Source organism: Paenibacillus sp. 1781tsa1 (assembly GCF_024159265.1).
Lineage (GTDB): Bacteria > Bacillota > Bacilli > Paenibacillales > Paenibacillaceae > Paenibacillus.
In genome coordinates this window covers 2,031,118-2,055,355 of sequence record NZ_JAMYWY010000001.1, presented here as the reverse complement: position 1 = coordinate 2,055,355, position 24,238 = coordinate 2,031,118, and the positions used below count along the sequence as shown (strand labels likewise).

Here is a 24,238-nt window from a genome sequence, read left to right as displayed (position 1 = left end):
TCACACTTGTTCACTGTTTCTGTAAAAAATGGAGCAGTTCTGTTCTTACGACATACCTTACCTCTGAGGTGAACTTGCGTAATTGTATCATTTTATATCCACTCTCATCACATATCGTCCTCGCCCGTGAATATACTTAATTACCGACAGGCCAAACTGTGCCGCGTAATCAATGGGGGGTGCCTACATGTCAAATTCACACCAGCCTTACTCGTTCGTCGTGTCGAAGGAAGATTGGTCGCTTCACCGCAAAGGGTACCAGGACCAACAGCGCCATCAGCAAAAGGTGAAAGATGTCATCAAGCAGAATCTGCCTGATCTGATTACGGAAGAAAACATCATCATGTCTGATGGAAAACAAATCATCAAGGTACCAATCCGCAGTCTGGATGAGTACCGTTTTGTGTATAACTACCAGAAGCAAAAACATGTCGGTCAAGGAGACGGTGACAGTCAGGTCGGAGATGTCATCGGTCGTGATCCCTCTGCTTCGCAGAAACCCGGCAAAGGCGAAAAAGCTGGTGATCAGCCTGGTCATGATATTGTGGAAGCGGAAGTGAGTATTGAGGAATTGGAAGATATGCTCTTCGCTGAGCTGGAATTACCCGATCTGAAGCAGAAAGACAAAGACCTGATTGAGACACATACGGTAGTTTTCAACGATATTCGCAAAAAAGGCATGCAGTCCAATATTGACAAGAAACGTACCATTCTGGAGAATCTGCGTCGCAATGCAACAACCGGTACGCCAGGCATCCATCACATCAGTCCGGATGACCTGCGCTACAAGACATGGGAAGACAAAATCATTCCACAATCCAATGCCGTTATCATTGCCATGATGGATACATCCGGGTCCATGGGTTCGTTTGAGAAATACTGCGCGCGCAGCTTCTTCTTCTGGATGACCCGTTTTCTACGCCGTCAGTATGAAAAAGTGGAGATTGTTTTCCTCGCCCATCATACGGAAGCCAAGGAAGTTACCGAAGAAGAGTTCTTCACCCGTGGCGAGAGCGGAGGCACCATCTGCTCCTCTGTATATATGAAGGCACTGGATATTATTGACAGCCGGTATCCACCTTCAAGCTACAACATCTACCCTTTCCACTTCTCTGACGGGGATAATCTAACCTCGGATAACGAACGGTGTGTGAAGCTGATCGGCGAGTTAATGAAGCGTAGCAATATGTTTGGATACGGCGAAGTGAATCAGTACAACCGCAGCAGCACACTGATGTCGGCTTATCGTCATATCAAGATGGATCAGTTCATGTATTATGTGATCAAAGAAAAAGGCGAAGTGTACAAAGCTTTGCGCAGCTTTTTCCAGAAACGGGAAGGAGGCAGCGTTAGATGACAGATGAGATCCGCGACCTGGAATACGCTATTGCCGAGATTATGGAGATTGCCAATGGTTTTGGTCTGGACTATTACCCCATGCGGTACGAAATCTGCCCATCGGATATTATTTATACATTTGGAGCCTACGGCATGCCAACCAGATTCAGTCACTGGAGCTTTGGCAAAACATTTCATAAGATGAAAATGCAATACGATTTTGGACTCAGCAAAATTTATGAGCTTGTCATCAACTCCAACCCTTGTTATGCCTTCTTGCTGGATGGCAATTCCCTGATTCAGAACAAATTGATCGTAGCCCACGTATTGGCGCACTGTGATTTTTTCAAAAACAATGCCCGCTTCTCCAAATCCAACCGTAATATGGTCGAAAGCATGGCTGCTACGGCCGATCGGATCAGCAATTATGAGATGGAGTACGGAACGGAAGCGGTTGAAGCATTTATCGATGCCGTGATTGCAATTCAGGAGCATGTAGACCCACAACTGATTAAACCCCGCCATTTGGACAAACAACGCTACATGGAGATGAAAATGCGGGAGCAGCGCGGTGAGAAAGCACCACGGCCGGAAGGTCGCTATGATGATCTGTGGTCACTTGATGATGTGCAGGCCGAAGAAACACCCGCCGAAGGTATTCAGGTTCATCACTTTCCGCCTGAACCGGAGAAGGATGTCATGTGGTTTATTCAGGAATTTTCGGAAGTGTTGACCGACTGGCAGCGGGATATCATGAGTATGATGCGTGAGGAGATGTTATATTTCTGGCCACAGATGGAAACCAAAATCATGAATGAAGGCTGGGCATCTTACTGGCATCAACGCATTATACGAGAACTCGATCTGAACAGTGAAGACACGATTGAATTCGCAAAACTCAACTCCTCCGTCGTGCAGCCATCCAAACAAAGTCTGAATCCATATTATTTGGGACTGAAGATTTTCGAGGATATTGAACGGCGCTGGGATAACCCAACGCGTGAAGAACAGGAACGTTGGGGCCGCAAACCAGGCCAAGGTCGTGCGAAAATGTTCGAGGTGCGCGAGTTCGATTCCGATACCTCCTTTATCCGCAATTACATGACCAAGCAATTAACCGAGGATCTTGACCTCTACGTATTTGAGAAAAAAGGTCCGGACTGGAAAATCACCGACAAGTCTTGGGAGAACATACGGGATCAGCTCGTATTTTCACGTGTCAACGGGGGCTCCCCTTATCTGGTTGTGCAAGATGCTGACTATCTTCGGACCGGGGAACTCGTGCTCAAACATCAATATGAGGGCATCGAGCTGGATCTGAAATATATGGAACGCACCTTGCCTTATCTGTATCGCCTCTGGGGGCGTACGGTACATGTAGAGACACGTGTGGAGGATAAACCGATCTGGTTTACGTATGATGGCAAGAAGCATCACCGCAAGTTTTTGTGAGGTTTTGATAAATGCTTATATCGTGAACGATATCATTAAAAGATAAAACACACAAAAGCGGCAAGTTCCCGACATACACGGGAACTTGCCGTTTGGCATTTCATAATTAATATTTAAAATTACGTTTCATTGCACCATGCTTAAAGGAAGTGATTACATATCGCTCACCGTTGTCCAACAGCTTGTAAGATACAACGTATCGATCCACGAAACAGTAGTACGTGTTGAGGTACTCACGAGACGGCAGCAATGTTCCCATAGTAACAATCTTCTCTTCAACACGGCGAATGAGATTAATTTTGTATTCCATCGTTTCTTGATCTGTAAAATGTTCGCTTTTGATCTGGCGAAGTCGGTTCATCGCCGTAGCGGTCCATTGAACCATCAATTACAGCTCACCACGCTTCACCAGTTCAACCAAGTCATCTGTTGAGTACAGCTTGCCTTGTTTAATGTCTTTCTCGGAAGCTTCAATCATCTGCCGTATCTCCGGATCAGAGTCCAGCTCATCCACCGGGTTATAGACTTCATATTCCAGACCGGCAATACGAATGAATTCCTTATGATCCTTCTCATAAGATTCAATGACGGTCCCATCAGGAGCTTTAAGACTAAAATTCATCCCTCACAACCTCCTTCAATAATATTGCTAAACTGCTTAATAGAACTTTCCCCTGAATTATAGCATACAACCATGTTGTATCTCACCCATGAGACCATTACTTTTTGTCCATTACACTTGTGGAACAGGATTCAGCACCACAGCACGTTCACTCTTGGTCTCTAGATGCTCCATCCATAGCTCCACTAACTGAGCACCATTAATCAGGTCGATATCCAGCCCTTCTGCATAGTTACGGGCGTTACTCGTAAAGTCACTCGTCGTTATCACATAACCACCAATAGCATCTTGCTTAACCATCTGAGAGTGAATTATTGCAATCGGACCAAAGCCGACCAAATTCATATCGTTATAACATTTCACTTGACCAAGGTATAGTCCCTCTTCGGTCTGTCCTTCAATATCGATGCCGAAGTCTCCTGAGCTCTTCGTCACGTGGGTGGTGCCGCCTCGGACAGATGACATAATCTCTGCGACAAAATGTTCGAACAACAATGGATTTTCTTCTTTCTCCTCTTCCAGGTCCCGTTTAAAATGGTTATACAATCCGATTCGAAGAGTCTCCTTCATATCTTCATGGGATGAGAATGCTTCAAGAGCATTGTTACGATAGTCTTCTAACATTTGTTTTTGATTATTATACTTGTACACGAGGTAACATGTGAACATCAGCAAGATACTAAACAATATAGTCATTCTACGTCACTCCTTTACATTCCCATCATATCCAACGCTTTGTCGTTTCAATCCATTTGTCTATTGTCGGGATGGGACCAGGTAACCCCTATCAGAATTGGGGGAACTCATCTGAAATCCTCCGATTTAATTTAACTAGAATGCTTTTTTTTCGGGATATTTAATGAATTTTCATACATATTGGACCTAACTTTTCCTCAACAGTATATAAAATGAACAGTACATACTGACTAACATAAGACATAAAAAAGCGGCAAGTTCCCGACATACACGGGAACTTGCCGCTTGGCATACATAAAATTAGGATGGTACCGATGGTGCAATATTACCCTGCAATCGCAGCGGCACAAAAAAGTCATGCTCCACTTCACTTGCCGGCAGTGGACGACTGAAATAATATCCCTGAATTTCCCGGCAGTCATTCTGCATCAGAATATCCAGTTGGCCTTTCGTCTCTATGCCTTCGGCAATCACTTCCATCTTGAGATTCTGTGCCATCGATATAATGGTCGCCACAATCGCCTGATCGCTGTGACTCTCTGTAATGTCCGTCACGAATGAACGATCAATCTTGAGCTTGTGTATCGGGAAATGTTTCAGATAACTCAGTGAACTGTATCCCGTCCCGAAATCATCCAGGCTGATCTTGACACCCAGTGCGTTAAGTTCATTCAGAATTGCCGTAGATACCGTTGCATCCATCATCATGCTCTCTGTAATCTCCAGCTCCAGGTACCGTGCCTCCAGCCCTGTCTCCAAGAGTGCGTTCTTGACCTGTTCTACCAAATTCGATTGATGGAACTGCTGGCTGGACAAGTTTACCGATACCGGAATGAGCGGCCCACCGCTGGCATGCCAGAGCTTCATCTGCCTGCACGCTTCGCGCAGCGTCCATTTGCCAATCTCATAGATCATGCCTGTCTCTTCTGCAAGCGGGATAAACACATTGGGTGCGAGCAGTCCTTTGAGTGGATGGTTCCAACGTATAAGAGCTTCGACACCGATCATACGACTATCCTCGGTACGAATCTGCGGTTGATAGTACAGAACCATCTCATCGCGTTCCAACGCTTTACGCAGGTAACCTTCCAGCTCAATACGTTCATACAGTTCCGAATCCAGTTGGGCCGTGTAGAATTGGAAACCATTTTTGCCGTTTTTCTTCACTTCATACATGGCGGAGTCCGCATGTTTCAGCAAAGCATCCACTCCCACTCCATGATCGGGATACATCGCAATTCCAATGCTGGCGGTCACGTAAAAGTCATTTTCCTTCAAGCGGTAGGGTAACTGAATGGCTTCAACAATCTGTTTTGCAAGTTCTGCCACTCTTACCTCTGTCGCTTGATCATGGGTCACAACGAGTGTGAACTCGTCACCGCCCATGCGGGCCAGCATGACATTCTCCATAGCCAAGGGATCCGAAGCTTCTATGGCTTTTATAATCCGGTTGCTGACTTCTCTTAGAAATACATCTCCAATGGAGTGTCCCAAAGAGTCATTAATCATCTTAAATCGGTCTATATCCATCACCATAACAGCAAACGAATGTCCTTTTTCTTCTGAAGATTGGATTGTACATGCCAGCACCTCATCCAACTTGCGCCGATTAGGCAGCCCCGTCAACGGATCATGCAAAGCTTGGTGACGAATATTCTCCTGAGCCTGCTTTTCCTCCGTAATGTCTTTGATCAAAATGTGACTTCCCACATGTTTATCATCAATGACAACAGGAACTACAACAATACTAAGGTCCAGAAGTTCACCCTGTACGTCTCTCATCTTGGCCAAGTAGTGCGCCTGCTCCAGCCCATGATCATCCCAATCAATGGAGTCAAATTCACTGATCCACTCAATATCGATCTGCTGAACAATTTCATCAATGGAACGATCCATGACCCTTTTTTCAGGATAACCGGTGATTGTTGTTACAGCAGCATTAATGCCTTTGACAATGCCTTCCTTATCCACTGAAATAATGGCATCCGAATGGTTATGATACAGGGCCTGGTACCATTGCTCGTTCTCATGAATCCGTTGATCCTTCTGGGACATACGCTGGTTGATAAATATGCCGAATAACGTCAAGCCCAGTGCAATAAATGTGCCCGATGCGATCAGGTAGGCGAGAATACCGGGTTCAATCTGCATCCCTGAACTTGCCATCGAGGCATGTGAATGATGGAACTGTGCGGCTGACATCCCGGTATAGTGCATGCCAGAGATACCAACACCCATAATAAGACCGCTGCCCATCTTGTAAACCCAGGTATGTCTGGATTGATGATATCGGAAGAAAAACATGAGCCATAGTGCCGCAAATGAAGCAAGTGCTGCAATCAGAATGGATAACATCACTCTGCCAGGTTCATACGTAACCGGAGTCGACATCGCTGCCATTCCCACATAATGCATTGAGCTGATCCCGACTGTCATAAGCACTCCAGCAATCACGAGCTTGCTTATCCTGCCCGATTGTCTTCCCGCAATGTTCAAGGCTACCCCCGATGCGACAATAGCAAGTAGAACAGATAAAACAACCTTACCGGTGGAATAGGAGACTTGCGTAGGCAGAACAAAAGCCAGCATACCTACGAAATGCATGGACCAGATCCCCAGCCCCATCGAGACTGCACCGCAGGTAAGCCATACATTCCGCGCCATCCCGCTAGCCTGACTTACACGGCCTGCAAGGTCAAGGGCTGCGTACGAAGCTAACGATGCAATAATATAGGATAAAATAACAAGTTCTATGTTGTACGTACCATGTAAGTGCTCCACTCACTCTGTCCTTTCAACCGGGAAATGCCTCATATGTAAGCAAAAATGTAAAAAAGAAGCGAGTGCGCTGTCTGGATGACAGGCACTCCCTCCGCATCATTTGACTCGTGACCACAGACTTAGTTGAAGCCGTTGTCATACATTGGAACCCGTTTATTTGAATGTATATAGTCTAAACGTCCCAGCCTTTAAAATCAACACTTATTTCCAGAAATACGATGTTTAATAGCTGACATTCTCATATTCCAATACATAGCTGAATATTCTATTTGCGAGTCAGTAACAGACTTCCAAAACCGGAAGTATCTTGATAAGAATTACCTGATGAATCACTCCAGATGGACACACTGCTGCGCTTGCCATCTCCCGCGCCATCATCATTAACTTGAAGATCGAATCCAATCCATCTTTGCCCTTCAGCACGAACGCTATCTAGAGGGATTGCCACTTCAACGGTATACCCTCCGCTTGTTAATCGGGTAGCTGATTTGAAGCTTTCTTTCCGTGCATTTCCTCCAAAAGAAGCCTCATTATCAAAGTTAACCCGATACTGGGCGTCATCCTCCTGATAGAACGTAGTCTGATCTTTGCTCGGGTCGATAAAAATCTCGATCGAATCCTGCTCATGTGCATTAGAACTTAACTTGCTTCGCAAAGGATCTTTCACATCTGCCAATACGTACAGGTATTTTTCATCCCATAACAACTGTGCAGTCGCTGTTGCACCTGAATTTCCGATGACCCAGACATCCGTTTTAACAGATGCAGCCTTTTTCCAGATGTCTTCCTTTTTCGCATCAATTACAGGTTTGCCGTACGTGACCTTCGTTTGTTTCAAGACAGAACCCAGCTTCAGTTTCCCCCGGTTGGCTGGTTTATCAGGCTGCTGATTGGAAATATCATTCCAAACGATGGTAGCTGTTTTTCCAGCAGCATGTTCATCCGTAATCCGAAAATCAAGAGACAAGACCTGACCTTGGGTAAGTAAAGCAGCTGACAAAGGCAGTGATGCGTATACAACATAACCCGTTTTTGTCTCCTGTATGTTGTAAGCATTTTTATCCTTGCCTTTACCACCCTCCCGTTTGAACGTATATTGGCCATTTGCAGACGGCGGATTTTTCTTCTTGGCAGATAGATCAGCTTCAGAAGTTGCAGCGCCCGTACCCTTTACTTCTTCCGCGAGGAAAACCTGCACCTGATCACCTTTGCGACGTGTAGTATCCTTCACTTCCACTCGTAAATTCACCTTTTTGGCATCCCACATCACACGAGCCTCACCCGTAACTGCAGATGTACCATCTGCCAGATGATTAATTTCCAGTCCTTTCACAGCACCCCAAAGAATATCTTCCTGTCCTTTGTGATTCGGGAAAGAAGGGCTCGCCTTAAGTGCTGTCCATTCATTCCGATAGATCGGAAGCGTGGTAGCATCCACCAGTGCCCAATAGGCCGGTTTTGCTTTTAATTTACGATCAAATAACAATGGTGCATCTTTGCGTCCTTTGACTGGATGGTTGTCAAGCCATGTACCATCATCCGCAAGTCCCCATACTGTAACACTGTCCATTACGCCGCGTTTTCCCAACTCGTCAAACAGGTCGAACAGTTCACGATAACGGTAAGCTTGTTGCAGCATTAATTCATCTGTGACAGGCATCTCCAGTTCAGAATTACTTGAATAGATCGAAACGTCCAGCTCTGTAACCTGTACATTCACACCAAGAGCGATCACTTTCTCAAAAGCCTCACGAATGAGCTTTACATCAGGTCCGTACATCGACACATGCATCTGGAATCCAACCGCATCAATCGGTGTTCCTTTAGCAAGCAGCTTCTCTACAAGCTTCACCATATCATTCAGCTTGTTTCCATTGCCCTCCATTCCATAGTCATTAATCACTAGTACAGCATCGGGGTCAGCCTCACGTGCATATCGGAAAGCCAGTTCAATGTAATCACTGTCATCTCCATCGCCATCTACATCCCCAATAATATCTTTCCACTTGGAATTACTGGCCCCATTCCGCAAGCCGCCTCCGTCTGAGATGACTTCATTGACGACATCCCATGTATGAACCTTTCCTTTGTAACGAGTCACGATGGTCTGAATATGAGTTTTCATCCGTGCAAGCAACTGTTCCCGCGTGGCAGGTTTTGAAGCATCATTCGGATCGGTAAAGAACCAGTCCGGCACCTGACTATGCCATAACAGGGTATGACCTCTTACCTCCATGTCATTTGCTTCGGCGAAGTTCACCAGACGATCTGCCTCTGACCAGACAAACTGCCCTTCCTTTGGTTGCATCGCATCCATTTTCATAAAATTGCCCGCTGTAATACTATTAAAATGTTTCGTCAACAACTGGGAATGCGGATCTTCTGCATCCAGTGCAGACTGGTCGATTGCCGCTCCCATGGCATAGTTTTTTCCCACGACATCCACGAGATTCGGAATGTTTGGCTCTATTTCAATTTTTTCGGCTTCCGTAATCAGAACATCATCTACGTAAAAAGTAATCGTATCTGCCGGCGTCACTTCCGCTGACGTCTTCCATGGTGTCTCTGCATACATCCGGAATCCGGTGATACCACTATTTTCTCCTGGAATCACCACATCTGCCTCGATTTTTTTCCACTGTCCTTTGTTCAGCGTTGCAGAGGCAAACGTAGCATATTCACGACTTGAAGCATCGTTATTGTACTCTTTCTCCAGTGAACCGTTAATGACCTGACTGTCGGGTCCTTCATCGTACATGGCCCAAAACGAAATATGAACCGTGCTGCCCTTCTGTACGTGGTCTATTACTTCAATTAAGGGTCCATGGAACGTTTCCGTACGGGAAGAGGTTCTCAGACTGCGTGTGCTGTCGTGACCTACTTGGTTTACGATATCAAGCTTTTCACTCGCACGTGGACGCCATTGTCCCAACACGCCATCCTCAAAATTAGCCTCGAACAGCACTTCATCATCGCCAGTCTTAACGTCCGCAGCCGCTTGAGCACGTGCCCCTCCTGTTCCCACACTCGGGAACATACTGAAGATCAATACAGCCGACAAGCACAAGCTCCACCATTTTCTCAAATGCATCCGATCTCCTCCTTGGTTGTTTGTGAAGAGTAACCTCTGTTCTGTCTTGCGCCCGCCCTTTACAAGATCGTTGTGCAGGATTGGATAGACGTTATTCAACAGAAATTGTAAGCACTTTCATTATACGATTGCCACCAAACTTTGTTTACCCGTTAAACTATAGGACTTCTTCTAAAATCTTCACAATAATATGCAGGCAGTTTCAACATAAATAAAATCTTTATATCCGCTTATGATGATTGACAGAATGTTCTCATTCCACTGTCAACATGCTCATAAGCAGCTATAGAAATGACAAAAAGCACAGCTTGTTAGCTGTGCTCCATGTCAACGTCTTTACACTTTTAAAGGTGCTGTCGTCTGACGAATGACCAAATTGGAAGGTTCCGTCACAACGGGTGGTGAATAAGCCGGATTCTCAATCATGGCAATCAAATATTCGATGGATTTAATACCGATCGAATAGATATTCTGATTCACCGTGGTCAGTCCTGGTTTGAACACCTCAGCATAATATGTGTTGTCGAATCCGACAACAGAAATATCTTCTGGCACACTCAGTCCATGCTTTTCAATCTCATGAATTGCCCCAAAGGCAGACATGTCTGATGCACAGACAATCCCCGTTGGCTGATCCTGAAGTGCCAACAATCTCCTTGCAGCCTTGCTGCCGCCATCAAATGAATAATCGCAAACTTCCAGATATATCGTAGAATACGGAATGCCGCATTCTCGCAGCCCTTCCCGATATCCTTCCAATCGCAGATTAGCTACGGCAGGTCCGAGTGTCCCTGAGATATAAGCAATCTTGCGGTGTCCAAGCTCATACAGATGTTTGACACTCATGGAGATCCCGTTCGCGTTATCTGTAGTAATGTAACCAGCACGTTTGCCTAACATGTCCGTATCTACAAACATCGTTGGAATCTCTGCATCCACCAATTCCTGAATACTCGCGTTTTCTCTGCCTTCACCAAATACCACCACACCATCCACGTTACGACTGCGACAATGTTTGATGAACGAGTACGCCGGATCATCGAATCGAGTAGATAACCGGACCAGATCATAACCACTGTTCTCCAGCGCAGTCTTGATTCCTTCCAGCAATTCTGATACAAAAGGATTCGTAAACGGAACCGTCAACAATACGCCTACCGTCCATGAACGGCGTTTTACAAGTCCACGTGCGACCACATTGGGTTGATATTTCAATAATTCGATGGCTATATTGACTTTTTTGCGTGTTTTTTCACTTACATCAGGATAATCGTTTATCACTTTGGAAACGGTTGCAACAGATACTCCCGCTTCCTTGGCCACATCATGGATAGAAGCCATCTGATCACCTCAACCTCTTTCAAATCCCCTGTCTCCGGCTGCTTTTCTATAACATCGGCAGGTTTGTCTACCCATTATAGCTTAAAACAGCCTGAAACGGTATGGAAGGTTCCTAATGCTTTTAAGCTCTATTCCTGCTGTTCCAGATTCTTCAAATCCAGAGACAGTTTCTCCATTGTTGTTGCAAATACAGCGAGTTCAGCCGAGCGTGAAGCTTGGCTACGTGCTCCGCGAGAGGTATGATCTGACTCCTGCTGCACACTGCTCAGTTTCTTCATGATCTGCTCCAGATTGGACTGAATTTTACCCTGGGCGTCCCGGGAACTGGCTGCAAGCTTGCGCACCTCACTGGCAACCACTTCGAAGCCACGTCCGAACTCTCCTGCATGAGCAGCTTCAATCGCTGCATTCAGACCGACAAGATGACTCTGATCCGATATTTCCCGAATGAGTTCACCCATTTTTCCGATCTGCTGGATCTCCCCTGTTAATTCCGTGAGCAGAACTTGAGCCTGATCCTGAGAAGCCGCTGTTTCTTTGGCTACATTCGAGATGGCTAGAGCATTTTCATTCAGTTCACTAATCATGCCTGTAAGCTCTTGGGTAATCTGCGTGATCGCCTGCAAGGTATGTTGTTGATCATCGGCAAGCTGATGTAACTTTTCTTTTTCTTTCTTCTCATAGGCTTCAAGGACAAGCTGTGAATCCAGATTGAACATTTTGCTGAGCGCCTGAATGACAAGATGCCAGGAATCAGGGATAACCTGCTGGAATATGCTCGTTGCAATATCTAGGTAGACCATATAGGTACCCAGATAATAATCTTCAGACAGACCAATACGGGAATGCACAAGTCCAATCGCAATACGTTGCTCAATATATGCGTCGTCCACGATTCCATCCGTCATCGATAACCAGTACATCTTCTGTGTTTCTTTTAGGCGATCAATTGTAGAGAACCGAGCGATCAGATCTACCAATTCAGGATAATTCCCCACATGATTGTAGAAATGATCCACCACTTCATTAACGACTTTTTTAAAAACAGGCCGATGATCGGCAAGCAGTGTTAGATCTCCTGCGGTTAATCCCATGTAATCAAGTTGCTTCTGTCTTGTTGCGGAAATACTGCTCATATCTGGTTCAGTCAGCTCCTTAATAAACACCATTACTTTAAATTGTAAATATATGTATCGATTATAGACTAAAATACCTAAATTTACATAAACCATTAGAACTAATTCATCGTAAAATTAACCTTATTTGTCAGCATTTTAGATTAATATCATGCTTATTGAACTAAAAAGGCCCTGACTCTGCTGTGAAGGAGCCTCACAGCAGACATCAGAAGCCTGATCCGGAATGGTTCGTTGCCGATTAGCGATTAAGCAGACTGCCCACATATCGTAGCAGTTCATTGGCGCTCGCTGCGGTATATCCATGTTCTTCAATTAAGCGTTTGATCACTTCATTCATTCGTTTCAATTGGGTTGCATCCGGTGTTTTGGTTGAGGTTGTAATCTTGACGATGTCTTTCAGATCTGTAAACAACTTCTTCTCAATCGCTTCACGCAGACGGTCATGGCTGCTGTACTCGAATTTGCGCTCCTTACGGGAGTAAGCCGAGATTCGGATTAGAATCTCTTCCCTGAACGCTTTCTTTGCATTCTCGGAGATCCCGATCTGCTCCTCGATTGAACGCATCAAACGCTCATCCGGGTCCATTTCTTCATCTGTGAGTGGATCACGAATTTTGGACCAGTTGCAGAATGCTTCAATGTTATCCAGATAATTCTCGAATAACGTTCTCGCCGACTCCTCGAATGAGTACACAAATGCTTTCTGTACTTCCTTCTTGGCCAGTTCGTCATACTCCTTGCGTGCAAGAGCAATAAAATTCAGATACCGCTCCCGCTCTTCTTTCGTAATCGAAGCATGTTGGTCCAGACCGTCCTTGATGGCCCGCAGAATGTCCAACGCGTTAATGCACTGAAGATTTTGCTTGATCAATGCACTGGAGATCCGGTTGATGACATACCGCGGGTCAATGCCAGACATCCCTTCATCCAGATACTCATTTTGCATCTCGCGCAGATCGGCTTCTTTATAACCTTCCACTTCCTCACCGTCATACATCCGCATTTTTTTAACGAGATCCATGCCTTGTTTCTTCGTTTCCTTCAAGCGGGTAAGTATGGAAAAAATGGCTGCAGTCCGCAGTGCATGCGGTGCAATATGAACATGCTTCATGTCACTTTGCTGAATGAGCTTGGCGTAGATTTTCTCTTCCTCGGATACTTTCAAGTTGTACGGGATCGGCATAACAATCATCCGGGATTGCAGTGCCTCATTCTTCTTGTTGGAGATAAATGACTTATACTCCGATTCATTCGTATGCGCCACAATCATCTCATCTGCACTGATTAAGGCGAAGCGTCCTGCTTTGAAATTCCCCTCCTGTGTGAGTGACAATAGATTCCACAAGAATTTTTCATCACATTTCAACATCTCCTGGAACTCCATCAATCCACGGTTCGCCTTGTTCAACTCCCCATCAAAACGATAGGCACGTGGATCGGATTCAGAACCAAACTCGGTAATGGTGGAGAAGTCGATGCTACCGGTCAGATCGGCAATATCCTGCGATTTCGGATCGGATGGACTGAACGTTCCTATCCCCACACGATTATCTTCTGAAACAATGACTCGTTCCACGGGCACCTTGCTGATATCACCCCCATATTCGGTACGGAGTCTCATCTGGCAGGATGGGCAAAGGTTACCCTCAATGCGGACTCCAATTTCCTTTTCAACTTCAGGACGAAGCTCCAGTGGAATCAGATGCAGCGGTTCCTCATGCATCGGGCATCCATCAATGGCGTATATGGCACCTTTCTCTGTCCGCGAGAACTGTTCAAGACCCCGCTTCAGCAACGTAACCAACGTTGATTTACCTCCACTTACGGGACCCATAAGCAGCAAGATCCGCTTACGTACATCCAGACGGCGTGCTGCTGAGTGAAAGTATTCTTCAACCAACTTTTCAATGGATCGATCCAATCCAAAGATCTCCTGCTCAAAAAACTTGTACCGCTTATGCCCACCTACTTCTTCCACGCCAAACGATTCAATCATTTCATACACTCTGGCGTGAGCCGTCATTGCCGGAGTCGGGTCCTTTCTCAGCAGTTCAATATAATCTTCAAATGTTCCGTTCCATGTCAAACGGTCACTCTCTGCCCGATGTTCCGCAACGCGTTCAAAAATATTCATGCTTGGTACCTCCCATGGCTCCTTTAGTGTGATTGTCAACCATTCCGAATGGTATGAAGAAATCAATAGAATTGCGGCTCCTGCTTGAATACCAATCTTGCGGTTCTGTGTAGTCCCGCCACCCTCTGTCCAAACATCTTGTTTTGTTGTGAAAAGTGTATTACATACCTATGCGGCAATTCGGATAAGTTGACCTCTTTTTTTCAATCCACGGCTTTGAATTTTGGCTTTTCCCTGTTCTATCAGACATCTTGTGCCTTCAGAAAAAAAAGAACGAATATGATATAATGAGGGTTCTAAATTCAGGAAACCGGACAATGCCTGGTCAGATCCCTGACCACTTTAGGAAAGGAGCACGAACGATGGCAGTGCAATACGAAACCGAATTATATTCGCCTGTGAAGGCTTTCTTCGAGCAGCGTGGCTTCGACGTGAAGGCGGAAGTCAGACATTGTGACCTCGTAGGGGTCAGATCGGATCAGGAGGAACCACTGATTGTGGAGATGAAAAAAACATTTAACCTCTCCCTCTTGTTGCAGGGCATGCAGCGCTTGAAGCTTAGCCCGTTCGTGTATTTGGCCGTCGAGCGCAATCGCAGCAAACGCGGAGCCGTGAACCAACGCTGGAGCGAACTGACTGCATTATGCAGACAGCTCGGTCTGGGGCTGCTGACGGTCACTTTTTACAAAACCAAAGCTCCCCTGATTGATGTATTATGCGAGCCCTCCGCCCAGATTCCCCTCACTGGTCGCAATCAGGTTGCTCGCAAAAGTGGTGTTCGACGGAAACGCCTGCTGAAGGAATTCGACGAACGCAGCGGAGATTACAATACGGGAGGCAGCACACGCAGACAGCTGGTCACGGCATATCGTGAGAAGGCCTTACGGGTCGCATCCGCTCTGCGAACGAACGGAGAAGCCTCTCCCGCCACCCTCGCCAGACAGACTGGTGTAGGTTCTGCCGCGGCGATTCTGCAAAAGAATTATTATGGCTGGTTTGAACGCCTCTCCCGAGGGAAATATATTCTGACAATTAAGGGAGCACAGGCGTTAACCGAGCATGCACATATGCTTGAGGATAATGATATGATCGAACGAACCATTAATGAACTTGATGTAACGTATTCGGTATCTGTTGAAAATAAGGACGACCTTGCGCATATCGCCGAAACAGCGGAGCAATACTTGAAAAATACAGGCGAGATCTAAATCGGAATCATCTGAAGTAACGGATGTGAAAAAAATGAGAATGAAAAAAAACACCTGTAATCTCCACTGGAGACTACAGGTGTTTTGATGTGTTCTATATAGAAGATTGCTATTAGAATTTTACTGCTACTTCGGAAGCCAATTTCAGACCTGCAGTAACGATTTCTTCAGCACGATCTGCAGAAGCGTTATGTCCTTCAACGATAACTACTTCAGGGTTTTGAATGCCCCACAAGCCGAGAACTGTTTTCAGGAAGTTCAGGGACATTTCAGCAGCTGCCATCGGACCTTCGGAGTACACGCCACCACGTGCGTTAAGCAAAGCTACTTTTTTGTCGCCAGCAAGTCCTACAGGACCTTCAGCAGTGTATTTGAATGTTTTACCAGCTTGGCTCAGGTAAGCAATGTAGTTTACCAATGGAGCTGGAACAGTGAAGTTCCACAGTGGGAATGCAAATACAATTTTGTCAGCTGCCAGGAATTGATCTTGCAATTGTGCTGCAAGTGAAGCTGCTTTTTGCTCGTCAGCTGTCAGTTCAAAACCGTTAGCTGCTTTGTAAGTACCTGTAATTGCAGTGTTACCATAGAATGGGAATTCTGTATTGTAGAGATCCAACTCAGTAACTGTGTCACCTGGGTGGGACTCTTTGTATGCGCTCAAGAATGCATCGTACAATTTAACGCTGACTGCTTGATCTGCAGGACGGTCATTTGCTTTAACAAATAAAATATTAGACATGTTGAATTTTCCCCCGTTAGATAAAATATATGAGTGCTTTTTCTGAACTGGCCACCAATGTAGCTTATATAAAGAAACCAACAACTCATTAATTCATATTATATATAAAAATGTTAGTGGATGCAATAACGTAATCACTTTGGTCATGAACCAATTTTAATTTTGCTACAATCTATTTTGGATCTGACTTAGCTACGAGCCGTAAATTCGGAAATGGCTTCACTGATCAGATTCATGCCGAGAAGCAATTCATCCCGGCCCGGATGGCTAAAGTTCAATCGAATGTAACGTTGATCCTGTACACCTGTAGAACATAGTGATCCAGGCAGAAAAGATACACCTTTGGGCAGAGCTGCCTTAAGCAGAGCGCCACTATCCAATCCTTCCGGCAACTGTACCCACAGATACATTCCACCCTCTGGGATGTTGTACTCACACCCTTTCCAGCCCGGTCTCTTCAACAGCTCAAGCATCAGTTTGAGTCTTGTCTTATACTCCCGATTCAACATGGACAGGTGATCACTCCAACGAAAAGGGGAATGGGCAAGCAATTGATACAACAGCCGCTGATTCATCGGACTGGACTGACCATCAGCAATCCGTTTAACTGAGGCCATGGCCTGAATCAGTGCCGGATGTCCAGCGGCCCATCCGGTTCGAAGAGCGGGCGCTACCGTTTTGCTGAATGAACCAATGTATAGAACATGTCCACCCTGATCTGCAGTATCCAGTGCAAAGAGTGAAGGATATTTACGATAGAATTCCGTTGGTTCAAGGCCATCGAAATGGAGCTCTCCGTAGGAATCATCTTCCACAAGCAGTACACCATAGCGCGAACACAGTTCAAGGACAGCCTCCCGACGCTCCATACTCCACAAAGCACCAGTCGGATTTGAGAAACTGGGTGCAGCAAAAAGCAGCTTCGGTCTAACCTGCTGCATGTGATGCTCCAAAAGGTCTGGCAGTATGCCGTCCCGATCACCCATGACGGGCACAATCTTGGCTCCTTGCATCTCCAAAACTTCAAGACAGCCTGGAGATGTGGGATGTTCAACCAGTACAGAATCTCCTGGCTCAAGCAATAGACGCATCACGAGATCGATGGCCTGCTGGGTACCAGTGGTCAACAGAATCTGCTCGGGTACCGTTCGTATGCCTTTGCGTGCATTCCAGTCTTTGTTCAACCACTCTCTTAGGGGTGTGTAGCCTGCTGGCTCTCCATATTGCAAAGCGGAAGGGCCTGAACTAAAGACAGACACCGCTGCTTCTTCCAACAATTTGAAAGGAAACAACTCCTCCGCAGGCAATTCTTCTGCCAGAGAAATGAAATAATCTCTGCCAGACATCTCACGTATATCCCTCAGTGGTGATGACAAAAGCCTGTTGGTACGGGAAGCAAAGAAATATTTCATCGATCCGTTCCCCTTTCATCCCTATTCCGAAACTGTACTCGCAGTCCGCAGCCCTACAACCTATTCGTGCTGGCCATCGAATATGACCGGATGCATACCGACCAGTTGTGGTTATTATGAAGAACAAACCTGTTTCGTCATGATCCCGTCTTCACTTGTCTTGCATGCAAGGCATAACGTTCAATGGCCTGTGCTCTACTGCTTACTTCCAGCTTCACGTATATTTTACGCAGGTAATTATCAATGGAACGTCTGCTAACGTTGATCTCATTCGCTATTTTATCATAGGTTACACCCTGAACAATTCTTTCCATGATAAAAGTTTCGGTTTCTGTTAATTCAATTACACGTGATTCTGTCGGAGATTCCACAGGTTGCGCCCACTCCGCACTGTTTAACCACGCCAATGGAATGGACACATGGCCCTCACGTAACCCAGAGATCAGATGAATCAGCTGGCTAGGGGAAGCCTGTTTGGATAACATGCCGCTTGCACCAAGACTCATCAGATGACGAAACAGCTTCACATTGTCTTCATCCGTCAGAATTATGATGTGACTGTGAGGTGACAGATTCTTCATCTGGGCAATATATTGATCTGCCTGTCCCTCTGGAAGACGATAATCCATCAGAATCAGATCAGGCTGGTGCATATTCACTAGATCGAGCCCTTCTGTTCCGGTCGAAGTCATGCCACGTACCGTCAGATCTTGCTGCTCTTCCAAAATCAATTTTGTACCGAGCATGCTGGTGGGGTGGATATCTACGATGACCACCTGCCATACTTTTTTCATTGTTGTTCCCCCTGTTATGTATTGGACAAATAACTTCTAGCTTCTGTAATGATGATTCCATCGTCTATGCGACAGTCCGAGTATAGAAGAAGCATAGGTCGGATTATGTCGAAAAATAGAAAAATACAGGACACAGCCGATAAAAAAGCTCTATTTTCACCGTATTTTGTTATAAAAACACCATGACGTCCATCTTCCCATCCCCGGAAAGGTCAAAATATAGTATAAATTTCCTGCATTTCTATCTAAAAAAGTCGAAAAACCTGCCCAAAGTTCCTACTTATTGCATCTATAAGAAATTGTATCCTAGGACTTCCTTCCGATGCAATCTCTTTTTACTCTATTAAGTAAAGAATTTCATTTTTGCGTAATCAATAGGGGCATGATAGAATGAGGACTGGAAAAATTTTTGTACCTATAAATGACCAGGAGTGATGATATGAAACCATCTGCCCCGCCCTCTGACATCCATCACACCCGGAGCGCCAAAGGCAAGGCCGGATCTTCAATCAAGCTGTTTCTGGTAATGTGGATTGTTCTCATTGCACTAGGAGTCGTTGGAACCTACTATTATAGTAACCATCTCCAGCAACAGATGATTAACCAGCTTCAGGCCCATAATCAGCAGCAGATAGCAGCGCTAAAAACCGACTACGAAAATCAGCTAACAACGATATCGAAGGAAGTAGAAGACCTGCAGGGACAAGTTCAATCCTTCAATGAATTGCTGACTTTCACCAAGGATAATGCAAGTGACAAAACGGATAACAGCAACAAACTGTATACCCAGCTGAGCGAAGTCAAAAAACAACTGGAGACACTCCAGAAAAAGATGGACCTGCTCAAATGATTACACCCGTCAAACAGGTTAATCGTTTTTTTATGCTTGCACTCGCTCCTTTTGTTGGATTGATATTATGCCTGCTGCTGCTTCGTCCTCCACTAGAACCCGGAGGTTTGATTCCTACCGAACTGTCAGAGGATACGATTACACCCCGGACCCAAGCAATTAGCCAAGAGCTTGCCGGGGCAAAAGATGCTGCTGTCCAGACTTCTTCTTCTATTAAAAGAACGACACAGCTCTATAATAAGACAACAAGCACGATGTCTACACTTGTTCAGAAGGCTTCCGCCCAGGCGGATCGTCCGGAAACGATCTACAACAAACGGATTACTTCCAAGCTTGGCGTTCCATTTGAACGGGTAGACAGTGACCGGCTAACGATTGAATTGTACAGAGTGAATCCTGGCAGCTATAAGGGCTACGCCATGAAGATCAAGCTAAAAGACCCTACTGCTATGCAGATGGCTCTAGACAGTGAACCTGGGCGTTCTGAGACGACCATGCAGGCTGTGAAGCGTAACGGCGCAATTGCCGGGATCAACGCAGGTGGATTTGCTGACAGTGGCGGCAAACGTTATCCACTTAGCACAACCGTCATGGACGGGAAATACGTGAACGGTTTCCAGGCCAGTTTCAAAGATCTGTTTTTTGTAGGACTTAACGATGCCGGCAAGCTGGTCGGAGGCAAGTTCTTCGACAAAAACTCACTGGATCGCCTGCAACCGCAATTTGGGGCTACGTTTGTTCCGGTGCTTTTACAGAATGGACGTAAAACCACAATTCCCGATAAGTGGAAAGTATCACCCAAACGAGCACCACGTACGGTCATTGGCAATTATAAGGATGATCAGTTGTTGATCATTGTGGTCGATGGATATAATGAAGGCGGAAGTTCCGGTGCTACCCTTGAAGAGTTGCAAGGACGGTTGTACAAGCTTGGGGTCATCGACGCCTATAATCTGGATGGCGGTGGATCTTCCTCGCTTATTCTGAATAATCGGGTTGTGAATAACCCTTCGGACGGTAGTCTCAGACCGGTGCCCACGCACTTTTTATTTTACAAATAATAGAACGAAGCATTTCTTTTCTACCTATAATGGTTATAATAGAAGAAAATGAGCTTGTGCAGGAGGTGCGAAGGGTATGTCATTTTCACTGACATTCTGGATTATTGCAATTGTATTGACTCTCTTCATTACAGGCATTCTCACTTCATCCTACAACAATGACAAAACAAAAGGCTTGTAAAGGCCAAGCCTCTCTCTGGAGAGGCTTTTTCTATTATTTCATCCTCGAAATAGCAAGAGACAAGGCTTAAAAGAATGATTCGATTCTTCTAAGCCTTGTCTCTTGCTGTATTCGGAATCAATAGCTAACCGCCCGATCATTCCGCATAGATATAACCGAACCAGCCGGCATAGCCCCACTCACCGACCCACCCTCAACTAATGTCACATAAATTCGTTCATGATCGACGGGTTCTCCAGCAATAATTTTGATCAATTGTTCAGCAGCGAGCGATCCCCATTTGCGTTTGGAATAATCAATGCTTGCCAGTCTCGGCTGGACATACTTGCTCAATTCAATATTGTCGAATCCGATGACATCGATCTCCTGACCAACGCCAAGTGCACTTTCTGCCAGACGATCACACAAGCCAATAGCCATCTCATCATTGAGACAGAATACCGCTGCGGGTCCATCATACACCTGCACAATCTGATCTGCGGCTCGTTCTCCACCACTCTTTTCAAAATCTCCCGTGATCTCAATCCATTCCACATCGGCTTCACGTTCCGCAACCTGTCTCACAGCCTTTAACCGCTGCACAGAGTCAAACGAACCTTCCGGTCCTGTCACCACGTAGATTTTCTTATGCCCCTGTTCAATAAGATGTTCCATCGCAAGTGTGGCCCCAGCCTTATTATCCAGCAGAACCTGATTAATGTTGGGATGATCCATCTCACGGTCCAATACAACGATTTTGTGCCCCCGATCGGCGTATTGCATCAGTTCCTCACTTGCAAACGTATGATCCAGAATGATTGCACCATCAATCATTCTCTCCGGAAGCATGCGATGGGATTGTTTACCACTGCACACGATCAGGTCATAGCCTTGAGCATTACATACGGCTTTCATGCCACTCAGCAAGTCTCCATACACATCTCCGCTAAAATCGGTCAAGAATACACCTAGAATTTTGGATTCCCTCTTCTTCAGTGTTCTTGCTGCGGCATTTGGAACATAGTTCAGTTCTTTGGCAATGGCCAAAATTTTGGAACTCGTCTCATCGGTCACTTTGTTGCTGCCATTCAGCGCATATGACACAGTAGAGATAGAAACTCCCGCCTGCTTGGCGATATCCTTGATACTGACCACATTCTTCGCTCCCCTGTTATGTTCATCAGGCCTTCCATAACAAAAGGCCTGACACATTACTCTTTCCATTCACCGGATTAAACAAGTCTGAATGATTTCTTCTGAGTATCCCGACTGTTTGCACCCACAAGAATATGGAACTCACCTCGATCACTGCGATGGCTTAAATCGGAATGGTGATAACGAAGCTGTTCTTCATTTAACGTAAACGTAGCTGTACCACTCTCGCCTGGAGCCAGTGCAAGCTTCACATATCCTTTCAGCTCACGCATAGGACGAACGACTTCACCCGTTACATCACGAACGTACAATTGAACGGTCTCTACACCTGCGCGCTCACCCGTGTTCGTTACACGTACTTGGATGCTCAGGGTCTCTTCGGCAGTCATCTCGTTACTTGACACTTCAAGATCACCATAAGAGAAAGAAGTGTATGAGAGACCATAACCGAACGGAAGCAGAGGTTCATTCGGGCTGTCAATGTATTTCGAAACATAACGTTCTTCCGTCTTCTCCGGGTTCAACGGACGACCTGTATTGAAATGGTTGTAATAGACCGGAATCTGACCTACGGACTGCGGGAAGGACATCGTCAGACGTGCAGATGGATTCACTACACCTGTCAGAACATCTGCGATCGCTGCCCCGCCCTCACTACCTGGGAACCAGGCTTCAAGAACGGCATCCGATTCATCGATTACACCATGCAGATCCAGTGGACGGCCGTTGAAAATAACGCTGGCAATCGGTTTTCCCGCTGTTTTGAGCTGTTTAACCAATTCCAATTGGGCTGCTGGCAGACGAATATCCGTGCGTGATCCACCTTCTCCACTCATCTCGGAGTCTTCACCTAGGGCAAGGACAATCAGCTCTGCTTTGCTTGCCACTTCAAGGGCTTCCGCAATCTGCTCAGCTGTAATCGTATGAACATCACTGCCTTGAGCAAATTGAACTTTTCCACCCGTCAAGCGTTCTTCCAGAGCTGTTCCGAGCTTGACTGCATCTTCCTTAACTCCTTCACAGGACCACCAGCCCAGAATATCAGGACTCTGTGCAAAAGGACCAATAAGGGCTACATTAGCTTCAGGCTGAAGCGGAAGCACGCTGTCATCATTCTTCAACAGGACAGCCGATTTGGTTGCCAGTTCATACGATACCTGACGGTGCTCTTTGGAGAACACAATCTCGCGTTCACGAACCGGATCAGCTGCACGTAGCGGATTGTCGAACAATCCCAGCTTCTCTTTCAATTGCAGAATTCGCAGAACGGATTCATCAATGAGCTTCTCTTCCACTTCACCGCTCTCAATCAGCTCAGGCAAATGATGTACATAACAAGGTGTCATCATCTCCATATCTACGCCTGCGCGAATGGCACGGTATGCCGCTTCACGATCATCTTCCGCAGCGCCATGTGCAATCATCTCGCGAATGGAAGCCCAATCCGAGATCAGTACACCATCAAAGCCCCACTCGTCACGCAAAATGCCGCGCATTAACTTCTCATTGCCACTTGCCGGAATACCGTCAACCGTATTGAACGAAGTCATGACCATCTCTACACCCGCATCCAATGCAGCTTTGTACGCTGGCAAATAGTACTCACGCAGGTTACGCTCGGACATGTCCACCGTATTGTAATCCCGACCACCCTCAGCTGCTCCATACGCCGCAAAGTGTTTAACGCAGGCTGCAAGACGATCAGGCTCATCCTTCAAGCTATCGCCCTGATATCCACGTACAAATGCAGCCGCGAACAAGCTGTTCAGATAAGGATCTTCACCTGTTGTTTCCATCACACGGCCCCAGCGCGGGTCACGAACCAGGTCCACCATAGGTGCAAAGGTAACATGTAAACCGGATACAGCCGATTCACGTGCTGCAATTTCAGCACTTTTCTCAGCCAGTTCTGTGTCCCATGAGCAACCGATCGCCAGTGGAATCGGGAAAATGGTTTTGAATCCATGAACTACGTCAGCCATGAACAAGAGCGGAATGCCCAAACGGCTTTTTTTCATATAAGCTTGCTGTACATCAATGATGGCCTGCGCACCGGACAACCCCAGAATGGACCCACTAGCATCCACGGACTGCTCCGTAATTCCCATCTCTTCCATCGGCCCTGTGATCTGACCTTCGACATTTGTTCCTTCATAGAAGTTGGCAGTCAACTGAAGAAGCTGAGCTGTTTTTTCCTCCAACGTCATCTGTTTTACCAGGTCTAGCAGCTGCTCGTTATTCATCTGATCGTATCCTCCACTACAA

Annotated in this window: 18 protein-coding genes; 5 read left to right on the top strand and 13 right to left on the bottom strand. The window is 46.0% G+C overall.

Going from position 1 to position 24,238, the window contains the following annotated elements; all coding sequences use genetic code 11:
* The first annotated feature begins 187 nt into the window (after nt 1-187).
* Both yhbH and NKT06_RS09250 read left to right on the top strand, forming a co-directional pair.
* A complete protein-coding gene (gene yhbH / locus NKT06_RS09255; protein WP_036609998.1) occupies nt 188-1,357 on the top strand; it encodes a sporulation protein YhbH in 1,170 nt (389 codons plus the stop codon).
* Nucleotides 1,354-2,790: a SpoVR family protein gene (locus NKT06_RS09250; RefSeq protein WP_253432922.1), complete on the top strand. Its 1,437-nt coding sequence runs from the start codon at nt 1,354-1,356 to the stop codon at nt 2,788-2,790. Before yhbH ends, NKT06_RS09250 begins: the two co-directional genes overlap by 4 nt.
* Nucleotides 2,791-2,896: 106 nt before the next feature.
* On the opposite strand, the gene NKT06_RS09245 is transcribed toward NKT06_RS09250, so the two are convergent.
* The 8 genes from NKT06_RS09245 to NKT06_RS09210 all read right to left on the bottom strand — a co-directional run bounded on the left by NKT06_RS09245 (nt 2,897) and on the right by NKT06_RS09210 (nt 14,594).
* Nucleotides 2,897-3,178, bottom strand: a complete 282-nt coding sequence (locus NKT06_RS09245; protein ID WP_253432919.1) for a type II toxin-antitoxin system RelE/ParE family toxin — start codon at nt 3,176-3,178, stop codon at nt 2,897-2,899.
* Nucleotides 3,179-3,412 carry a hypothetical protein gene (locus tag NKT06_RS09240; RefSeq protein WP_253432916.1) on the bottom strand — a complete coding sequence of 78 codons (234 nt, stop codon included), beginning with the start codon at nt 3,410-3,412 and terminating at the stop codon, nt 3,179-3,181.
* A gap of 111 nt (nt 3,413-3,523) precedes the next feature.
* Complete coding sequence (locus NKT06_RS09235; protein WP_253432914.1) at nt 3,524-4,108, bottom strand: restriction endonuclease; 585 nt, start codon at nt 4,106-4,108, stop codon at nt 3,524-3,526.
* 300 nt (nt 4,109-4,408) lie between these two features.
* Complete coding sequence (locus NKT06_RS09230) at nt 4,409-6,889, bottom strand: EAL domain-containing protein (RefSeq protein ID WP_253432911.1); 2,481 nt, start codon at nt 6,887-6,889, stop codon at nt 4,409-4,411.
* Between the two features lie 265 nt (nt 6,890-7,154).
* Nucleotides 7,155-9,980, bottom strand: a complete 2,826-nt coding sequence (locus NKT06_RS09225; RefSeq protein ID WP_253432908.1) for an endo-1,4-beta-xylanase — start codon at nt 9,978-9,980, stop codon at nt 7,155-7,157.
* 336 nt (nt 9,981-10,316) lie between these two features.
* Nucleotides 10,317-11,321, bottom strand: a complete 1,005-nt coding sequence (locus NKT06_RS09220; protein WP_253432905.1) for a LacI family DNA-binding transcriptional regulator — start codon at nt 11,319-11,321, stop codon at nt 10,317-10,319.
* A 128-nt stretch (nt 11,322-11,449) separates the two neighbouring features.
* Nucleotides 11,450-12,457 (bottom strand): globin-coupled sensor protein, encoded by a 1,008-nt coding sequence (locus NKT06_RS09215; RefSeq protein ID WP_253432902.1) that lies wholly within the window; start codon nt 12,455-12,457, stop codon nt 11,450-11,452.
* A 241-nt stretch (nt 12,458-12,698) separates the two neighbouring features.
* Nucleotides 12,699-14,594, bottom strand: a complete 1,896-nt coding sequence (locus NKT06_RS09210; protein ID WP_253432899.1) for a PrkA family serine protein kinase — start codon at nt 14,592-14,594, stop codon at nt 12,699-12,701.
* A 362-nt stretch (nt 14,595-14,956) separates the two neighbouring features.
* Here NKT06_RS09210 and NKT06_RS09205 point away from each other — a divergent pair, with 362 nt between their 5' ends.
* Nucleotides 14,957-15,802 carry a DUF2161 domain-containing phosphodiesterase gene (locus NKT06_RS09205; protein ID WP_253432896.1) on the top strand — a complete coding sequence of 282 codons (846 nt, stop codon included), beginning with the start codon at nt 14,957-14,959 and terminating at the stop codon, nt 15,800-15,802.
* A 112-nt stretch (nt 15,803-15,914) separates the two neighbouring features.
* On the opposite strand, the gene NKT06_RS09200 is transcribed toward NKT06_RS09205, so the two are convergent.
* The 3 genes from NKT06_RS09200 to NKT06_RS09190 all read right to left on the bottom strand — a co-directional run bounded on the left by NKT06_RS09200 (nt 15,915) and on the right by NKT06_RS09190 (nt 18,747).
* Complete coding sequence (locus tag NKT06_RS09200; RefSeq protein ID WP_253432893.1) at nt 15,915-16,541, bottom strand: FMN-dependent NADH-azoreductase; 627 nt, start codon at nt 16,539-16,541, stop codon at nt 15,915-15,917.
* Between the two features lie 188 nt (nt 16,542-16,729).
* A complete protein-coding gene (locus NKT06_RS09195; protein ID WP_253432891.1) occupies nt 16,730-17,953 on the bottom strand; it encodes an aminotransferase-like domain-containing protein in 1,224 nt (407 codons plus the stop codon).
* A gap of 137 nt (nt 17,954-18,090) precedes the next feature.
* Nucleotides 18,091-18,747, bottom strand: coding sequence for a response regulator transcription factor (locus tag NKT06_RS09190; RefSeq protein WP_253432887.1), 657 nt, complete (start codon nt 18,745-18,747; stop codon nt 18,091-18,093).
* A 439-nt stretch (nt 18,748-19,186) separates the two neighbouring features.
* Between NKT06_RS09190 and NKT06_RS09185 the strand changes: the two genes are divergently transcribed.
* Both NKT06_RS09185 and NKT06_RS09180 read left to right on the top strand, forming a co-directional pair.
* Nucleotides 19,187-19,597 (top strand): uroporphyrinogen-III C-methyltransferase, encoded by a 411-nt coding sequence (locus NKT06_RS09185; RefSeq protein ID WP_215076906.1) that lies wholly within the window; start codon nt 19,187-19,189, stop codon nt 19,595-19,597.
* Nucleotides 19,594-20,658: a phosphodiester glycosidase family protein gene (locus NKT06_RS09180; protein WP_253432883.1), complete on the top strand. Its 1,065-nt coding sequence runs from the start codon at nt 19,594-19,596 to the stop codon at nt 20,656-20,658. Before NKT06_RS09185 ends, NKT06_RS09180 begins: the two co-directional genes overlap by 4 nt.
* Nucleotides 20,659-20,956: 298 nt before the next feature.
* On the opposite strand, the gene NKT06_RS09175 is transcribed toward NKT06_RS09180, so the two are convergent.
* Together NKT06_RS09175 and bglX are read right to left on the bottom strand one after the other, a co-directional pair.
* Complete coding sequence (locus NKT06_RS09175; protein WP_253432880.1) at nt 20,957-21,973, bottom strand: LacI family DNA-binding transcriptional regulator; 1,017 nt, start codon at nt 21,971-21,973, stop codon at nt 20,957-20,959.
* 77 nt (nt 21,974-22,050) lie between these two features.
* Nucleotides 22,051-24,216 carry a beta-glucosidase BglX gene (gene bglX / locus NKT06_RS09170; RefSeq protein WP_253432877.1) on the bottom strand — a complete coding sequence of 722 codons (2,166 nt, stop codon included), beginning with the start codon at nt 24,214-24,216 and terminating at the stop codon, nt 22,051-22,053.
* Between the last annotated feature and the right edge of the window lie 22 nt (nt 24,217-24,238).